Consider the following 14037-nt stretch of genomic DNA (forward strand, 5'->3'; position numbering starts at 1 on the left):
CGGCGGCGGCGGTTGCGTCGGCAACATCTGCGGCGGCTACTGATCACCCGCTGAGCCAACGCTAAATCGCAAATACCAAGACTTGCTCCCTAGCCGGTGGGGCCGGGATCACCTGGCCCCATCGGCTGAACCCTTGTCTGGGCCTAGGGCCCACGCCGCATTCCGAGTTATGGTTCTGGCCAACTCGGATGCAAGGGGACTTCAATGTCGAAGCTGCGATTCGGATACTTCATCGCCCCGTTCCACCGCGCGGGCACCAACCCGACGCTGGCCCTGCAACGTGATCTCGCATTCGTCGAGCATCTCGACGCGCTGGGCTTCGACGAAGTCTGGTTGGGCGAACACCACTCGGCGGGTAGCGAAATCATCAGCTCCCCAGAGATTTTCATCGCCGCCGCCGCTGAACGCGCTAAGCGAATCCGGTTCGGCACGGGCGTCATCTCGCTGTCGTATCACAATCCGCTGTGGGTCGCCGACCGGTTGATGCTGCTGGATCACCTCACGCACGGCCGCATCATCGGCGGCGTCGGGCCGGGCTCACTGCCCAGCGACTCGTCCATGATTGGGCTCACCCCGACCGACACGCGCGAGCTGCTGGAAACCAATCTCGACATCGTCGTGCGGCTGCTGGCGGGCGAGACGGTCAGCGCCAAGACCGCCACCCATCAGCTCTTCGAAGCCAAGCTGCAGCTCGCCCCCTACTCCGATGGCGGGATACCGCTGTCGGTCGCCGCGGTCGCCTCACCGACGGGCGCGCGGTTGGCGGGCAAGCACGGGATCGGCCTGCTGTCCATCGGGGCGACGTTGACCGTCGAGGGTTTCAACGCGTTGTCCTACCACTGGGGCATCGTCGAGGAGCGCGCCGCGGCGTTCGGCACACAGGTCGACCGCAAGAACTGGAGCCTGGTCGGCCTGTTCCATCTCGCCGAAACGGAGAAGCAGGCGCGCGAAGAGGTCAAGTTCGGCATCGAACCGTGGTTCCGGTACTTCCAGAAGGTGGCCGCGTTCCCGCAGATGACGATGCCGGGAGAACAGCTCGACGAAATGATCGACGTCATCAACGAGAACGGCGCGGGCGTGATCGGCACGCCCGAACGGGCGCGCGAACAGGTGCAGCGGCTCTGGGACCAGTCCGGCGGATTCGGCTGCATGCTGCAGATGGGTCACGAGTGGGCCAACCCGGCCGCCACCCGACGGTCCGCCGAGTTGTTCGCCGCCGAGGTGATGCCGCACTTCCAGGGCCAGGCGCAGCCGACGCTGGACGCCGCCGCGCGCGCCGGCCAGGCCCGGGAGAACCTGGCGCAGTCGCAGCTGGACGCCGTCGCGCACATGACCAAGAAGTATCAGGACGAGGTCGAGGCGAAATAGCGCTTCGTGGCCCGGCCTCATATCGAGACGACAGCCGAGCCCCAGGGTGGGGCTAGGGACGCAGCGCATAACTGGAGGATGACGACCGACACCCCTGGCCCCGCGATCACCGACGGACGCCGCCGATTGCCACCTCTCGTCTTCGGAATCGCCGCCACCCTGGCCGTACTCGCGCTGTACGACGCGGCGCAACCCGCCAGAACCGGAATCACCGACGCGGCCGTTGCTCCCCAAGCGCCGCCCGGTGTCACCGGCGGCGGCTTCGCGGCCGATGACGGCGACGATCAAGCCCAACTGCAGCAGCAACTGCAGCAGTCCATGCAACAGGCCGAGCAGCAAAACGAGCAGGCCCAGCAGCAGTTCAATCAGGACATGCAGCAGCAACAAACGTACGAAAACCAGTTCAACAACCCGTAATTCGTGAATCGAAGCGTGGCGGCCGCTTTGTGCGGCCGTCATGCGCGTGCGGGACGGTCAGCGCCCGGCGCGGGCTTCCCGATCGGCCGCCTTCACCAGCCGGCCCGCGAAGAACCGGACCGCCCCACCCATGGCGGCCCGCATCAGCGGACCCGTCCCGCGCACGCCTTCGGTGAACGAACCGGTCCAGCGGATGTCGGTCCCGCCCGCCGCATTCGGCGTCAGGACCACCTCGCCGCCGTAATCCTGGGCCGGGGTGCGCGGGCCCACCAGCTTGTAGGCGTGGCGTCGATCCGGCTCGTACGCGACGGTTTCCTCCTGCACGTAGACGGGCCACATCCCCACCCTGCGGACGGCCCCGATGCCACCGGGCGCCGGGTCGCCCTGGCGCGCCCAGCTCGAGTGCACGACGATCGGCTTGGCCCACTGCGACCAGTTGGCGCCGTCGGCCACCAGCCGGAACACCGTCGCCGGGGGTGCACTGGTGGTGCGGGTGACTTCGAAGGAATAGTTGCGGCCCGGCATGACGACTCCTGGTGGTAGCAAACGGACGGCCCTGCACGCCGCCCGCCGGTAGGCTACCGCCCGCCCCGGCCCGTGGCCGGATCGGGTTGACCGTCGCAGCGGGCCCGGTGATCGAGCGCCCGCCCGCGGCGGCGAATGCCCGGGCCGCTCTTGCTGTTTGCCGATTCGCCGGCGAAGACCGCCGCCTCGGCTTGCCTAGACTGCAGTCATGAATGGCGGCTCCCGGCAGGACGGCCCGGCTGCCGGTGGCCTCCTTCGCATCGAGGACTGCCTGGACGCCGCGGGCCGGGTGGTGCTGCCGCCCGGGGTCAACCTGATCTCGCTCATCGACCGCAACATCGCGAACGTCGGTGACACCGTCGCGTACCGCTACCTCGATTTCAGCCGGTCGGCGGATGGGGAAGCCGACGAGGTGACGTGGACCCAGTTCGGTATCCGCCTGGAGGCCATCGGCGCCCGCATCCAACAGGCCGCGGGCCGCGGTGAGCGCGTTGCCGTCCTTGCGCCGCAGGGCATCGACTACGTCGCCGGGTTCTACGCGGCGGTCAAGGCCGGAACCATCGCGGTGCCGTTGTTCGCCCCGGAGCTGCCCGGGCACGCCGAACGCCTCGATACGGCGCTGCGGGATTCGGAACCCACCGTCGTCCTCACGACGACCCACGCCCAAGGGGCGGTGGAGGCGTTTCTGGCCGGCCACCCGCAGCTGCGCCGGCCGCAGGTGATCGCCATCGACCAGATACCCGACGCGGCGGGTGAGTCGTTCGCGCCGACCGAGCTCGGCATGGATGACGTCTCGCACCTGCAGTACACGTCGGGCTCCACCCGCCCGCCGGTCGGTGTCGAAATCACCCACCGCGCGGTGGGCACCAACCTGGTGCAGATGATCCTGTCGATCGACCTGCTGGACCGAAACACCCACGGCGTCAGCTGGTTACCCCTCTACCACGACATGGGTTTGTCGATGATCGGCTTCCCGGCCGTCTACGGCGGCCACTCCACGCTGATGTCTCCCGCCGCCTTCGTCCGCCGCCCGCAGCGATGGATTCAGGCGCTGTCCGACGGGTCCCGACAGGGCAACGTCGTCACCGCCGCACCGAACTTCGCGTACGAGTGGGCCGCGCAGCGCGGATTGCCCGGCCTCGAGGCAGACATCGATCTGCGCAACGTGGTAATGATCATCGGTTCCGAACCGGTCAGCATCGACTCCATCAAGACCTTCACCAAGGCGTTCGCGCCCTACGGGTTGCCGCCCACCGCGTTCAACCCCCCTACGGCATCGCCGAGGGAACCTTGTTCGTCGCGACCATCGCCCCGGCTGCCGAGGCGACGGCGGTGTACTTCGACTCAGAACGGCTGGGCGACGGATTCGCGGTGCGCGTTGACGCCGACGATCCCAACGCCGTCGCGCACGTGTCGTGCGGTCAGGTCGCACGCAGCGAATGGGCCGTCATCGTCGATCCCGCCAGGCGATCGGAGTTGCCAGACGGCCAGGTGGGCGAAATCTGGTTGCAGGGCAACAACGTCGGTCGGGGCTACTGGGGACGGCCCGACGAGACGCGGCGGGCCTTCGGCGCCAAGCTGCAGTCCTGGCTCGCCGACGGCAGCCACGGCGACGGCGCCGATCTGGACGGCTCCTGGCTGCGCACTGGGGACCTGGGCGTGTATCTCGACGGAGAGCTGTACGTGACCGGCCGGATGGCGGACCTGGTGACGATCGACGGCCGCAACCACTACCCGCAGGACATCGAGGCCACCGTCGCCGAAGCCTCCGAGATCGTCCGGCGCGGATATGTGACGGCGTTCTCCGTGCCGCCCGACGATCACCCGGATACCGCCCGGCTGGTGGTGGTCGCCGAACGCGCGGCGGGCACCAGCCGTCAGGATCCGCAACCGGCGATCGAGGGCATCCGGACGGCGGTCGCGCAGCGACACGGCCTGAGCGTGTCGGACGTCCGTCTGCTGCCCGCCGGCGCCATCCCGCGGACCACCAGCGGCAAGCTGGCCCGCCGTGCCTGTCGCACGGAATACCTCGCCGGCACCCTGGGCGTCCGCTGACCTGGAGTCAACCCGGGGGAGTTGCTGGCATCCTGGCGATGTGGGTCTGATATTCCGGTTGGCGGAGCTGCTGATCGTCATCCTGCCGCTGACGGGCGCGATCGTCGCAGCCGTGCGCGCGTTCGGCAGCTACCAACGGCGCGCCGACGAGCGGTCGCGGGAGTCCGACCGGGAACCGTTGCCCAGCGCGTCCGCCGCCGACGGCGCGGGCGGAAATCAAGCGGCACAGTGGCGCGCGATCCGGCGCGTCCTCGATGAGCATGGCCGCACGGATGCCCGCTGGCTCGAATACGAACTCGATGTCGCCAAATTGCTGGACTTTCCGCTGATGACCGACATGCGCGAGGCCAACACGATCTCGTTCCACAAGGCCAAGCTGCGGGCCGACTTTCTGCGCCCGGCGCAGGCCGAGGACCTGCTCGGCGACCGCGACGGCGCCGCGCGGTACATGGCCGCGGTCGAGGACTACGTCACGGCGTTCAACGCCGCCGAGGCCGAGGCGATTCGCCGCCGCCGCAGCGATTTCTCCAGCGCGGACCAGCAGCGAATTGCACGGGCGCAGAGCCTGTTACGGGTGGCGGCGGACCCCGCCGCGGCCGCCCAGGAACGTCAACGCGCCTACGATGTGGCCCGCAACGAACTCGAGGGCCTGCTGGTGTTGCCGTCGGCCACGCAGGCCAACCTCGAACGCGGGATCTCCGGTGAGCTCGAGCGATAGGGCCGGCGACGGGATGACCGCGACACCCGGGCCGCCGGACGCCGAACCGAACGAGCCACCCGGCCTCGAGGGTTTCCCGCTTACCCCGCCAGCGCTTGCCGGCCCGGTGACGTTCGACCAGCACTGGCACGATTTGACCTTCATCCATTGGCCGGTGCGTCCCGAAAACGTCGAGCCGATGTATCCGCCCGGCACCCGTCCCGACGTCTTCGCCGACGGCATGACCTACGTCGGGCTGATCCCGTTCGCCATGAGGAGCACCAAAGCGGTTGGCGCACTTCCGGTTCCGTATTTTGGGAGTTTTCTCGAGACCAACGTCCGGCTTTATTCGATCGACCGCGCCGGCCACCGCGGCGTGCTGTTCATGTCGCTGGAAACGGCGCGACTGGCCGTCGTACCCGTCACCCGGATCGGCCTGGGCGTCCCCTACACCTGGGCCAGGATGCGGCTGCGGCGCCAAGGCGAGCGCATCACGTACGACAGTGTGCGCCGATGGCCGCGGCGGGGCTTGCGCAGTCACGTCGAGATCGCCGTCGGCGACGCGGTCGAACCGACGCCGCTGGAAACGTGGCTCACCGCCCGATGGGGCGCACACACGCGCACGGCCGGCCGGACGTGGTGGGTGCCGAACGAGCACGGCCCCTGGGTGTTTCGAGCGGCCGACGTCATCGGGCTGGACACCGAGCTGGTGGAGGCCAGCGGGGCGCGGCCGGCCGGCGATCGGCTGCGCGCGCTGTATTCCTGTGCTGTGCGAACGCGTTTCGGGCGTCCGCAGCTACTCCGGTGAACTAAGGGCAGGTATAGCCGCCGTCGATCACGACGTCCGACCCCGTCATATAGCTGGACGCCTCGCTGGCCAGATAGACGTACAGGCCGACGAGTTCCTCGGGGCGACCGATGCGGCCGAGCGGAATCTTCGGCTCCCACTCGCGGTGATACTCGGTTAACGGCTCGACGAGCTCGGTGAGGATATAGCCGGGGCTAACGCTGTTCACCCGAATGTTGTGCGGCGCAAATTCGACCGCCATGGCCTTGGTCAACTGGATGACGGCCGCCTTAGCGGCGCAGTAGTGACCGACCTGCTGCGGAACATTGATGATGCTGCCCGACATCGACGCGGTGTTGATGATGACGCCGCCGCGCCCTTGGGCGACCATCGCCCGGGCCGCCGCCTGCGCGGTCAGGAAGACTCCCGTCACGTTGGTGTCCTGGATCCGCTGGAATTCCTCCGGCGACATCTCCAACATCGGGACGACCGCGATGATACCGGCATTGCAGACCGCGACGTCGATCCCGCCCAGCTCCGCGGTCACCCGGTCGGCCATGCTGTTCACCTGGTCGGGTTGGGTCACGTCACATCGAATCGGCACCACCTTGCCGGCGCCCTCCGCCGCCAACTCATGGGCGACGCGTTCCAGCGCCTCGACGTTCCGCGCGGCGATGGCGACGTGGGCGCCGGCTTGCACGTAGGCCTGCGCGACTTTCCTGCCGATGCCGCTGGACGCCCCGGTCACCAAGGCCCGCTTGCCGCGCAGGCTGAACGACTCCAACACGTTCATTCGATCTCCCCATTCATACGAGCGACCCAAAATCGAAACACGTTCTAGTGTGTCCGCTATGGGCAAATTCACCAGGGCAGAAATCGACGAAGCCGTCGAGAACTACACGAAGGTCGTCGAAGGGTGCAGCGCTTCGGGCGACTGGCGGCCGTTCGCGGACCTCTTCACCGAAGACGTCGTCTACACCGAGCATCACTACGGCGTCTTCCACGGACGCGAGGCGGTTCGCGACTGGATCGTCGCGGTGATGGCGCCGTTCCCGCACATGCGGTTTCCCAGTGACTGGATCGCCCACGACGAGGACAACGATGCCGTCGTCGTCATGATCAAGAACCTGCTCGACCACCCGACCGACCCGAACGGCGAGCCGTTCTGGTTCCCCAACTGGACCCGCCTGGTCTATGCCGGCGACGGGCTGTTCTCCAGCGAGGAAGACATCTACAACCCCGACCGTGACGCTCCCGGCGTCGTCGCGGCATGGCTGCAGGCCGGCGGGCAGCTGGCCACCACCGAGATCCTGCAGCCCGGCGCCTAGCGCCTGGGCTCTGGCGCGAGAGTGCTTGTGCGCGAACCGCTCTCATCGGCGCTAGCGCATTCGGCGATGGAAGTCATGCTTTCCCGCGGCCGCCTGCGCCGCCGCGACCGGACCTTGTCCAGCGCCTGCTCCCAGGCGAGCAGGGTCGTGGCCTTCACGTTGGCGGGCTTCATGCTGTCGCGGGACAGCAGCGCCGTCGCTGCGGCCTTCGTGGTCGCCGATGCCTTCGACATGTGGCCCGAATCGAACGGGGGCTGCGGGTCGTATTCGATCGCGAGCTGGATTGCCTTCGCTCGGGATTCGCCGGCGATCTGTGCGGCCAGCCACAATGCGAGGTCGAGCCCGGCGGACACCCCCGCACTGGTGACGATGTCATCGGAATGCACGATCCGTTCGTCGGCCACCGGAACCGCACCGAATGCCTTGAGCGCAGGGATCGTCAGCCAGTGCGACGTCGCCCGCCGGCCGTCGAGCAGCCCCGCGGCCGCCAAGATCACCGACCCGGAGCACACCGACGTCGTCCAGCTCGCGCTGCCGTGAGCCCGGCGCAGCCAGTCGAGCAACGCGTCGTCGCGTGCGTGCACCGGGGTCGACGGACCGCCGGGCACGAGAATGACGTCGGGGGAGGGTGTTTCGGCCAACGAGTGGGTGGCGCCGATGACCAGCACCCCGGAGTCGGCGGTGATCGGTCCGGCCTCGTGCCACACGAAGCGCACCTCGGCGCCGGGCAGGTTGCGCAGCACCTCGTACGGCCCGATCATGTCGAGCGCGGTGAATCCGGGGTAGGCCACGATGGCGATTTGGGTCATCGGTGTCGTCCTTTCGGTGTCAGGCGAAAGCCTTGCGGTATTGATCGGGCGAAATACCCACGCGGCGAAGGAAATTGCGCCGCATGGTTTCCGCGGTGCCGAAGCCGCACCGGGCGGCGATGGCGACGACGGTGTCGTCGGTCTCCTCCAACTGCCGGCGCGCGGCTTCGGTGCGGATCCGTTCGACGTATTGGCCGGGCGCCTCGCCGATTTCCGCGGTGAACACGCGGGTGAAGTGGCGCGGGCTCATCGCGGCCCGGCGGGCCAGGTCACCGATGCTGTGCGGGCGGCCCGGTTCGGCCTCGATCGCCTCCTGCACCTCGCGGATCGAATCCCGTCTGGCCCTCGGCATCCACACCGGCGCCGCGAACTGCGTCTGGCCGCCCGGGCGGCGCAGATACAGCACCAGCCAGCGGGCAACCGTCTGCGCGATCTCGGTGCCGTGGTCGTCCTCGATCAGGGCCAGCGCCAGGTCGATGCCCGCGGTGACGCCCGCGGCGGTCCACACGGTCTGCGAGCTCCGCACGAAGATCGGGTCGGCGTTGACCTCGATCGCGGGGAATTGGGCCGCCAACCGTTCGGCGAAGGCCCAGTGCGTGGTCACCCGCTGCCCGTCCAGCAACCCCGCCTCGGCCGCGAGAAACGCACCGGTGCACACCGTCACCATGCGGCGGGCCTGGCCGGCGACGGCCTTGATCCAGGCGACGAGCTCGGCATCGGCGCGTGCCTCGTCCACGCCGGCGCCGCCGGGCAGCACCACCGTGTCGATCGGGTCGGCCGGGTCCGGCAGCGGCGTCGTCACGAAGGCCAGCCCCGTCGCCGTCGCTACCGGTTGGCCGCCGACCGAGGCAAAAGCGACGTCGTACCCGCCGCCGGTCAACATCGATGCGCCGGTGAACACGTCGTACGGGCCGACCACATCGAGCGCCTGCACACCGGGGAAGCCGGCGATCACCACCTTGCGAGGCATGGATTCAGTGTTGGACACGCGGAGGTACGTCGTCTACGCCATGCACCCCACCAATTAGGACATGGGACCTGCACGCACCCTGCCCAGTGGCGGCCGCGACGGCCTTGGCAGACTGTTGCCCATGGCACAGATAACGTTGCGTGGAAACCCGATCAACACTGTCGGCGAGCTACCTGCCGTCGGATCCAAAGCCCCGGCCTTCAGTCTGGTCGGCGGCGATCTGGCCGCGATCAGCAGCGGGCAATTCGGCGGTAAGCCCTTGGTGCTCAACATCTTTCCGTCCATCGACACGCCGGTGTGCGCGACCAGCGTGCGGACCTTCAACGAGCGCGCCGCCGGCGGCGGGGCGACCGTGGTGAACGTCTCGAAGGATCTGCCGTTCGCGCAGGCGCGGTTCTGTGGCGCCGAGGGCATCGAGAACGTCAAGACCGCGTCGGCGTTCCGGGACAGCTTCGGTGAGGACTACGGCGTCACGATCACCGATGGCCCGATGGCCGGACTGCTCGCGCGCGCCATCGTGGTGGTCGGGGCCGACGGCAACGTCGCCTACACCGAGTTGGTGCCCGAGATCGCGCAGGAGCCCAACTACGACGCGGCTCTGGCGGCCGCGGGCTGATCCGCGCCCGCTGCCAGTCAGGCGTGTTCGGGTTCGGCCCGGCCCACTCGCTGCGACGTGGCCGCCAGCACCTCGCGGCAGCCTCGCCACATCCGCTCGATGATGTCGGCCGCCGGGGGCAGATCCTCGATGCGCCCGGCCACCTGGCCGGTGTTGGCGACGCTGGCGTCCAGGTCGCCGTCGAAGTAGAGCCGCCGCACGCGTTGTAGGGCCGCGGCGCCCGCTTCGGCGGACGTCGCGGCGTCGAGCCGCTCGGCGGCGGGCGTGCGGATGACGCGCATCATCCGGTTGCCGTCGAGGGGGAGCAGCACCGTGCCGGTCTCGTCGGCGTCGACGACCGCTCGCTTGAGGTTGCCGTGTACCGGCGAATCCGCGGACGCGAGCAGCCGGGTGCCCATCTGCACCGCGTCGGCGCCGAGGACGAAGGCGGCCGCCATGGACCGCGCGTCACAGATCCCGCCCGCGGCCACTATCGGGACGTCGACGTGGGCGGCCACCAACGGCAGCAGCACCATGGTCGAGGCGCCGAACCGGTTTTTGAACCCGCCCCCTTCGACGCCTTCGACCACCAGCCCGTCCACGCCGGCATCGACGGCCTTCTTGGCCGCGGCCAGGGTGCCCACCACGTGGAACACCGTGATGCCCGCATCGTGCAGACGTTCGGTGAAAATCGACGGGCTGCCGGCGGAGGTGGTCACGAAGCGAATGTCGTTGGCGACAAGCAAGTCCAGCATCGCCGGATCACGGTTGAACAGCAGCGCGATGTTCGCGCCGACGGCGCCGGCGGTCAGTTCGCGCACCCGCCGCAGGTCGGCTCGTCCCTGATCGGAGGTGGTCTCGATGATTCCCAGCGCACCGGCGTTCGACACCGCCGCGGCCAGTTGGGCGCCGGCGATATAGGTCATCGGCGCCTGGATGATCGGGATGTCGATGTGCGCAAGGGCGCAGACCCGGTTGCCCGGTGGACCGGAGTCGCCGGTGGTCATCGGCCCCGCGGATCGATCAGGTCGCGGAAGCCTTCCGACCGCTGGACGGATGCGCCCAGGCTTCGCACCCGGTCGGTCAGCGCGCGGTCGGATGTCACCACGCGAATGTCGTGCGGCGCGGCGTCGGCTGCGACCAGCCGGACGATCTCGTCGTCGGCCGAATTCGCGGCCGCCCTGGGTGCGTGCGCTATCTCGATCACCGATGACGTGATGGCGCTCGACGGCGGTCGCTCAAAAACCACCGTCACCGTTTCTCCTTGCCGCGACGCCCATCGATTCAGCCTTTCCACCAAGGTGACCATCGCACCGTTGCGGTCCTTCCACCAGCCATCGGGACGGCTTCCGATCACATTCATGCCGTCGACAATCCAGCGCACCACCCACACGGTAAACGACCTGTCACGACGGGTGATTTTCGTTCGCAAAGCTGGGAGTGGTTGATACGGTCACCCCCATGACCTCGATCGCCGACACAGCAGACCGGGTGGTGGCGCTGGCCCGCGGTATGCGGGACCTGGTGCAGTCCGAAGCCGCCGAATCGGAGCGGCTGCGCACGCTGACCCCGGCGATCGTCGATGCGATGTGGGCCAGCGGGCTGATGTCGGCGTTCAACCCGGTGGCGGCCGGTGGCGTCGAGCCGTCGTTCACCGAGATGATCGAGACCTGGATCGAAATGGCTTGGCAGGATGGGTCATTCGGTTGGGTGGGGATCGCCAACCTGCCGTCGTCGTTCGCTGCGGCGGCATACCTGCCCGACGACGGCTTCGCCGAGGTGTTCACCGCGCACGACAACCGGGTCACCCTGGGCGGCCAGTTCTTTCCCAACGGACAGGGCGCCGCCGGCGACGGCGGCTACCGGGTGAGCGGCGCGTGGAACTTCGGCTCGGGCATCGGGCACGCGGAATATGTTGCCGCCGGGTTCCTGCCGATGGACAACGGCGAGATGCGCTGGATCAGTGAGGGTTTCCCCGAGATGCGGGTCGCCGTCATTCCGCGCGACGAGATCAGCTTCAACGACGGCTGGTTCGTGCAGGGACTGAAGGGAACCGGTTCCTACGACTACAGCGCTGCAGAGGTGTTCGTGCCCGAGAGCCGCACGTTTGAACTGTTCGTGCGGCAGCCCCACCGCGGGACGTCGCCGGCCACCCGGATGGGACTGATGCCGGTGACCGCGGCCGGGCACGCGTCGTGGGCGCTGGGTGTGGCCAAGAGCATGCTCGACGACGTCCAAGAGCTGGCCGCGACGAAATTTCGGATGAGTGACATGGCGTCGCTGGCCAGCCGCCCCACGTTCCAGAAGGGCCTGGCGCATCACCGCGCGGCCTGGCGCGCGGCCCGGCTATTGGTGCTTGACGCGTTCACCACCGCCGAGGCGGCGGTGGCATCGGGACAAGACCTCACCCCCGCGCTTCGCGCCGACATGCGGGTGGCCGCCGTCTACGCCACCGACACCGCCCGCGGCTGCGCCGAATGGGCGCATCTGGTCGCCGGGACCAGCTCGATCCGCGAGGGCAGCCGGTTGGAGCGCGCCTTCCGCGACATCTACACCGGAACGCAGCACGCCTTCATCAGCGAGAAGGTCGCCATCGACGCCGCCCAGATCTGGCTGGGCATCATCGACGACCAGCCCGGGCTGTAACCCGCCCGGCCCCGGGCGAGCACAACGCGCCGGGCAGTTTGCGGCGGTGGCAATGGCTGGCCCCTGAACCGGTCCTCGAGATCAACCCCACCGCGTTCCTCGAGGCGGCTGACGGCAGGCGTCAGCCGGTGCGCATCGATCGCGGCCCATCGCGACGGATGAGCACAATGCGCAAAACCAGGAAATCGTCGCTTTTGGCGACTATTGACTACAACAGCGACACAGCTCTAAGCGGCGTCGTACGTTCGGTTTGCACAACATATCCGAGTACGGCACACGATTACGGCCAAGGGAAATGCACGCGGGCGCTAAATTCATTCGCAAACGGCCGGTTCCGCCATTCACGTGCGGCGTAGCAAATTTCGACATCAAAGACAAGGAGCGAGGAAATGGTCGCACTGGGCAGCATTAACGGATGGCAACCGGGCCATGGTCCGGTGGTTACATGGACCGCCTCAGCAGCAGCCCGTGAGGCGGCTCGAACGGCGCCGCAATCGGACCTGCCTGCCACGTACCAGCAGTTCCAACACGTGCGAATCGCTCATTACGCGAAGGCGATGGGCAGGCAACTGCCCCGTTTGATGGTCGTGGCGTGGGACATCCCCGGTGTGTGTGACGTCCCGGCGATGACGGCCGCAATCAACGCGCATGTTCGTCGTCACGACACTTACCACAACTGGTTCGAATTCGATAATGACAATGTTGTCCGGCACGCCATCGACGACGTTGAAGCCATCGAATTCGTCCCTGCGGAGTTCGGGAATATGGATGCGGCGCAGATCCGGACGCATGCGATGACGACAACGCCGGAAACACTCGAATGGGATTGCTTCACCTTCGGCGCCATTCAGCACAGTGAATACTTCACGTTCTACGCCAGCGTCGACCATCTCCACATCGACGGCATCTCCGGCAGCTTGATATTCCTCGACCTTCACCTCACCTACCAGGGGTCGCGGCTTGCCGCTCCGCTCACGCTTCCCCCAGCTGGGAGCTACAGCGACCACGCCGTGCGCCAACGCGAGCAGCTGGCCGGCCTGACCTCGTCGTCCCCGCAGGTCAAGGATTGGCTCAAATTCGCGCACGACACCGAGGGTGACTGGCCGAGCTTCCCGTTGCCGCTCGGCGACACGTGGGCCAGCAATCGGGGCGACTTTCTGACCGTCGACTTGCTGGACGCGGCCCAGACTGAGTCCTTCGACACCGTCTGCCGCGCGGCCGGCGCCCGATTCAGCGGTGGAATTCTGGCCTGCGCGGCTCTGGCCGAACGCGAATTCACCGGCGCCGACACGTATTACGGATTCACGCCGTACGACACGCGGACACCCGGGGTAGACACGATGAGCGTCGGGTGGTTCGCCAGTCTCATTCCCGTGACCGTGCCGACGGGTGCCGGCTGTTTCTTCGAGTCGGCACCGGCAGCTCAGAAGTCGTTTGATTCCGCGAAACACCTTGCCGGCGTGCCGTTGGAACGCGCCTTGGAGTTGATGACCCCAGATCAGCCGGCCATCAAGCTGCCCACCCGCCCCGCCATGATGGTGTCGTTTCTTGATTTCCGAAAGATACCGATCGCCGCATTGTGGGAAGAAACGAACTTCGGCGCCTACGGCGACAACTTGTCGCACGGCGGGATCAACATCTGGATCAACCGGCACGCGGCAAAAACCACCGTGACCATCTCCTTTCCGGATAACCCGACCGCGCGCGATTCGGTACATCGTTACATCTCGGCATTGACGCAAGCATTCACCGCCGTCGCCGAGACCACTTCGCGGTGGGCGGATGTGGTTGCAGACCACGCCAACTCGAGCCACGCCGTACCCGCAATCATCCTCTAACC

At 67.6% G+C, this 14037-nt stretch carries 15 protein-coding genes and 2 pseudogenes; 11 read left to right on the plus strand and 6 right to left on the minus strand.

The window, feature by feature from the left end; genetic code table 11:
* Positions 1–204: 204 nt before the first annotated feature.
* Together DQP58_RS16570 and DQP58_RS16575 are read left to right on the plus strand one after the other, a co-directional pair.
* A complete protein-coding gene (locus DQP58_RS16570) occupies positions 205–1368 on the plus strand; it encodes an LLM class flavin-dependent oxidoreductase (RefSeq protein ID WP_112709386.1) in 1164 nt (387 codons plus the stop codon).
* Positions 1369–1446: 78 nt separating this feature from the next.
* Positions 1447–1785, plus strand: a complete 339-nt coding sequence (locus tag DQP58_RS16575) for a hypothetical protein (RefSeq protein ID WP_112709387.1) — start codon at positions 1447–1449, stop codon at positions 1783–1785.
* Positions 1786–1842: 57 nt separating this feature from the next.
* Here the strand turns inward: DQP58_RS16575 and DQP58_RS16580 are convergent, their stop codons facing one another.
* Positions 1843–2310 carry an SRPBCC family protein gene (locus tag DQP58_RS16580; protein WP_112709388.1) on the minus strand — a complete coding sequence of 156 codons (468 nt, stop codon included), beginning with the start codon at positions 2308–2310 and terminating at the stop codon, positions 1843–1845.
* 208 nt (positions 2311–2518) lie between these two features.
* On the opposite strand from DQP58_RS16580, the pseudogene DQP58_RS27635 reads away from it, so the two are divergent.
* The 5 genes and pseudogenes from DQP58_RS27635 to DQP58_RS16595 form a co-directional block, all read left to right on the plus strand.
* A pseudogene (locus DQP58_RS27635) lies at positions 2519–3427 on the plus strand (AMP-binding protein); the annotation flags it as partial.
* Positions 3349–3789, plus strand: a pseudogene (locus DQP58_RS27640) (hypothetical protein); the annotation flags it as partial. The pseudogenes DQP58_RS27635 and DQP58_RS27640, both read left to right, overlap by 79 nt.
* Before the next feature lie 180 nt (positions 3790–3969).
* A complete protein-coding gene (locus DQP58_RS27645; protein ID WP_430916166.1) occupies positions 3970–4365 on the plus strand; it encodes a hypothetical protein in 396 nt (131 codons plus the stop codon).
* 40 nt (positions 4366–4405) lie between these two features.
* Positions 4406–5083: a hypothetical protein gene (locus DQP58_RS16590; protein WP_112709389.1), complete on the plus strand. Its 678-nt coding sequence runs from the start codon at positions 4406–4408 to the stop codon at positions 5081–5083.
* A gap of 13 nt (positions 5084–5096) precedes the next feature.
* Positions 5097–5870 (plus strand): YqjF family protein, encoded by a 774-nt coding sequence (locus tag DQP58_RS16595; RefSeq protein WP_112709390.1) that lies wholly within the window; start codon positions 5097–5099, stop codon positions 5868–5870.
* A 1-nt stretch (position 5871) separates the two neighbouring features.
* On the opposite strand, the gene DQP58_RS16600 is transcribed toward DQP58_RS16595, so the two are convergent.
* Complete coding sequence (locus DQP58_RS16600) at positions 5872–6642, minus strand: SDR family oxidoreductase (protein ID WP_112709391.1); 771 nt, start codon at positions 6640–6642, stop codon at positions 5872–5874.
* A 58-nt stretch (positions 6643–6700) separates the two neighbouring features.
* On the opposite strand from DQP58_RS16600, the gene DQP58_RS16605 reads away from it, so the two are divergent.
* Complete coding sequence (locus DQP58_RS16605) at positions 6701–7177, plus strand: nuclear transport factor 2 family protein (RefSeq protein WP_067138235.1); 477 nt, start codon at positions 6701–6703, stop codon at positions 7175–7177.
* Here the strand turns inward: DQP58_RS16605 and DQP58_RS16610 are convergent.
* Both DQP58_RS16610 and DQP58_RS16615 read right to left on the minus strand, forming a co-directional pair.
* Complete coding sequence (locus tag DQP58_RS16610; RefSeq protein ID WP_205869448.1) at positions 7174–7986, minus strand: DJ-1/PfpI family protein; 813 nt, start codon at positions 7984–7986, stop codon at positions 7174–7176. The genes DQP58_RS16605 and DQP58_RS16610 overlap by 4 nt on opposite strands.
* A 19-nt stretch (positions 7987–8005) precedes the next feature.
* Positions 8006–8956: a GlxA family transcriptional regulator gene (locus DQP58_RS16615; protein WP_112709408.1), complete on the minus strand. Its 951-nt coding sequence runs from the start codon at positions 8954–8956 to the stop codon at positions 8006–8008.
* 121 nt (positions 8957–9077) lie between these two features.
* Between DQP58_RS16615 and tpx the strand changes: the two genes are divergently transcribed.
* Positions 9078–9572 carry a thiol peroxidase gene (gene tpx / locus DQP58_RS16620; RefSeq protein ID WP_112709392.1) on the plus strand — a complete coding sequence of 165 codons (495 nt, stop codon included), beginning with the start codon at positions 9078–9080 and terminating at the stop codon, positions 9570–9572.
* 17 nt (positions 9573–9589) lie between these two features.
* Here the strand turns inward: tpx and DQP58_RS16625 are convergent, their stop codons facing one another.
* Both DQP58_RS16625 and DQP58_RS16630 read right to left on the minus strand, forming a co-directional pair.
* Complete coding sequence (locus tag DQP58_RS16625; RefSeq protein ID WP_112709393.1) at positions 9590–10558, minus strand: NAD(P)H-dependent flavin oxidoreductase; 969 nt, start codon at positions 10556–10558, stop codon at positions 9590–9592.
* Positions 10555–10935 carry an NYN domain-containing protein gene (locus DQP58_RS16630; RefSeq protein ID WP_112709409.1) on the minus strand — a complete coding sequence of 127 codons (381 nt, stop codon included), beginning with the start codon at positions 10933–10935 and terminating at the stop codon, positions 10555–10557. Before DQP58_RS16630 ends, DQP58_RS16625 begins: the two co-directional genes overlap by 4 nt.
* 77 nt (positions 10936–11012) lie before the next feature.
* On the opposite strand from DQP58_RS16630, the gene DQP58_RS16635 reads away from it, so the two are divergent.
* Positions 11013–12197, plus strand: coding sequence for an acyl-CoA dehydrogenase family protein (locus tag DQP58_RS16635; RefSeq protein WP_112709394.1), 1185 nt, complete (start codon positions 11013–11015; stop codon positions 12195–12197).
* Between the two features lie 389 nt (positions 12198–12586).
* Positions 12587–14035 (plus strand): condensation domain-containing protein, encoded by a 1449-nt coding sequence (locus DQP58_RS16640; RefSeq protein ID WP_112709395.1) that lies wholly within the window; start codon positions 12587–12589, stop codon positions 14033–14035.
* Positions 14036–14037 lie beyond the last annotated feature (2 nt).

Origin of the sequence: Mycobacterium colombiense (assembly GCF_003284975.1) — a bacterium.
GTDB lineage: Bacteria > Actinomycetota > Actinomycetes > Mycobacteriales > Mycobacteriaceae > Mycobacterium > Mycobacterium europaeum_A.

Excerpts from the sequence above, each read along its gene's own strand:
- DQP58_RS16570 (WP_112709386.1), top strand. The coding sequence starts at position 205 with ATGTCGAAGCTGCGATTCGGATACTTCATCGCCCCGTTCCACCGCGCG.
- DQP58_RS16575 (WP_112709387.1), top strand. The coding sequence starts at position 1,447 with ATGACGACCGACACCCCTGGCCCCGCGATCACCGACGGACGCCGCCGA.
- DQP58_RS16580 (WP_112709388.1), bottom strand. The coding sequence starts at position 2,310 with ATGCCGGGCCGCAACTATTCCTTCGAAGTCACCCGCACCACCAGTGCA.
- DQP58_RS16595 (WP_112709390.1), top strand. The coding sequence starts at position 5,097 with ATGACCGCGACACCCGGGCCGCCGGACGCCGAACCGAACGAGCCACCC.
- DQP58_RS16600 (WP_112709391.1), bottom strand. The coding sequence starts at position 6,642 with ATGAACGTGTTGGAGTCGTTCAGCCTGCGCGGCAAGCGGGCCTTGGTG.
- DQP58_RS16605 (WP_067138235.1), top strand. The coding sequence starts at position 6,701 with ATGGGCAAATTCACCAGGGCAGAAATCGACGAAGCCGTCGAGAACTAC.
- DQP58_RS16610 (WP_205869448.1), bottom strand. The coding sequence starts at position 7,986 with ATGACCCAAATCGCCATCGTGGCCTACCCCGGATTCACCGCGCTCGAC.
- DQP58_RS16615 (WP_112709408.1), bottom strand. The coding sequence starts at position 8,956 with ATGCCTCGCAAGGTGGTGATCGCCGGCTTCCCCGGTGTGCAGGCGCTC.
- tpx (WP_112709392.1), top strand. The coding sequence starts at position 9,078 with ATGGCACAGATAACGTTGCGTGGAAACCCGATCAACACTGTCGGCGAG.
- DQP58_RS16625 (WP_112709393.1), bottom strand. The coding sequence starts at position 10,558 with ATGACCACCGGCGACTCCGGTCCACCGGGCAACCGGGTCTGCGCCCTT.
- DQP58_RS16635 (WP_112709394.1), top strand. The coding sequence starts at position 11,013 with ATGACCTCGATCGCCGACACAGCAGACCGGGTGGTGGCGCTGGCCCGC.
- DQP58_RS16640 (WP_112709395.1), top strand. The coding sequence starts at position 12,587 with ATGGTCGCACTGGGCAGCATTAACGGATGGCAACCGGGCCATGGTCCG.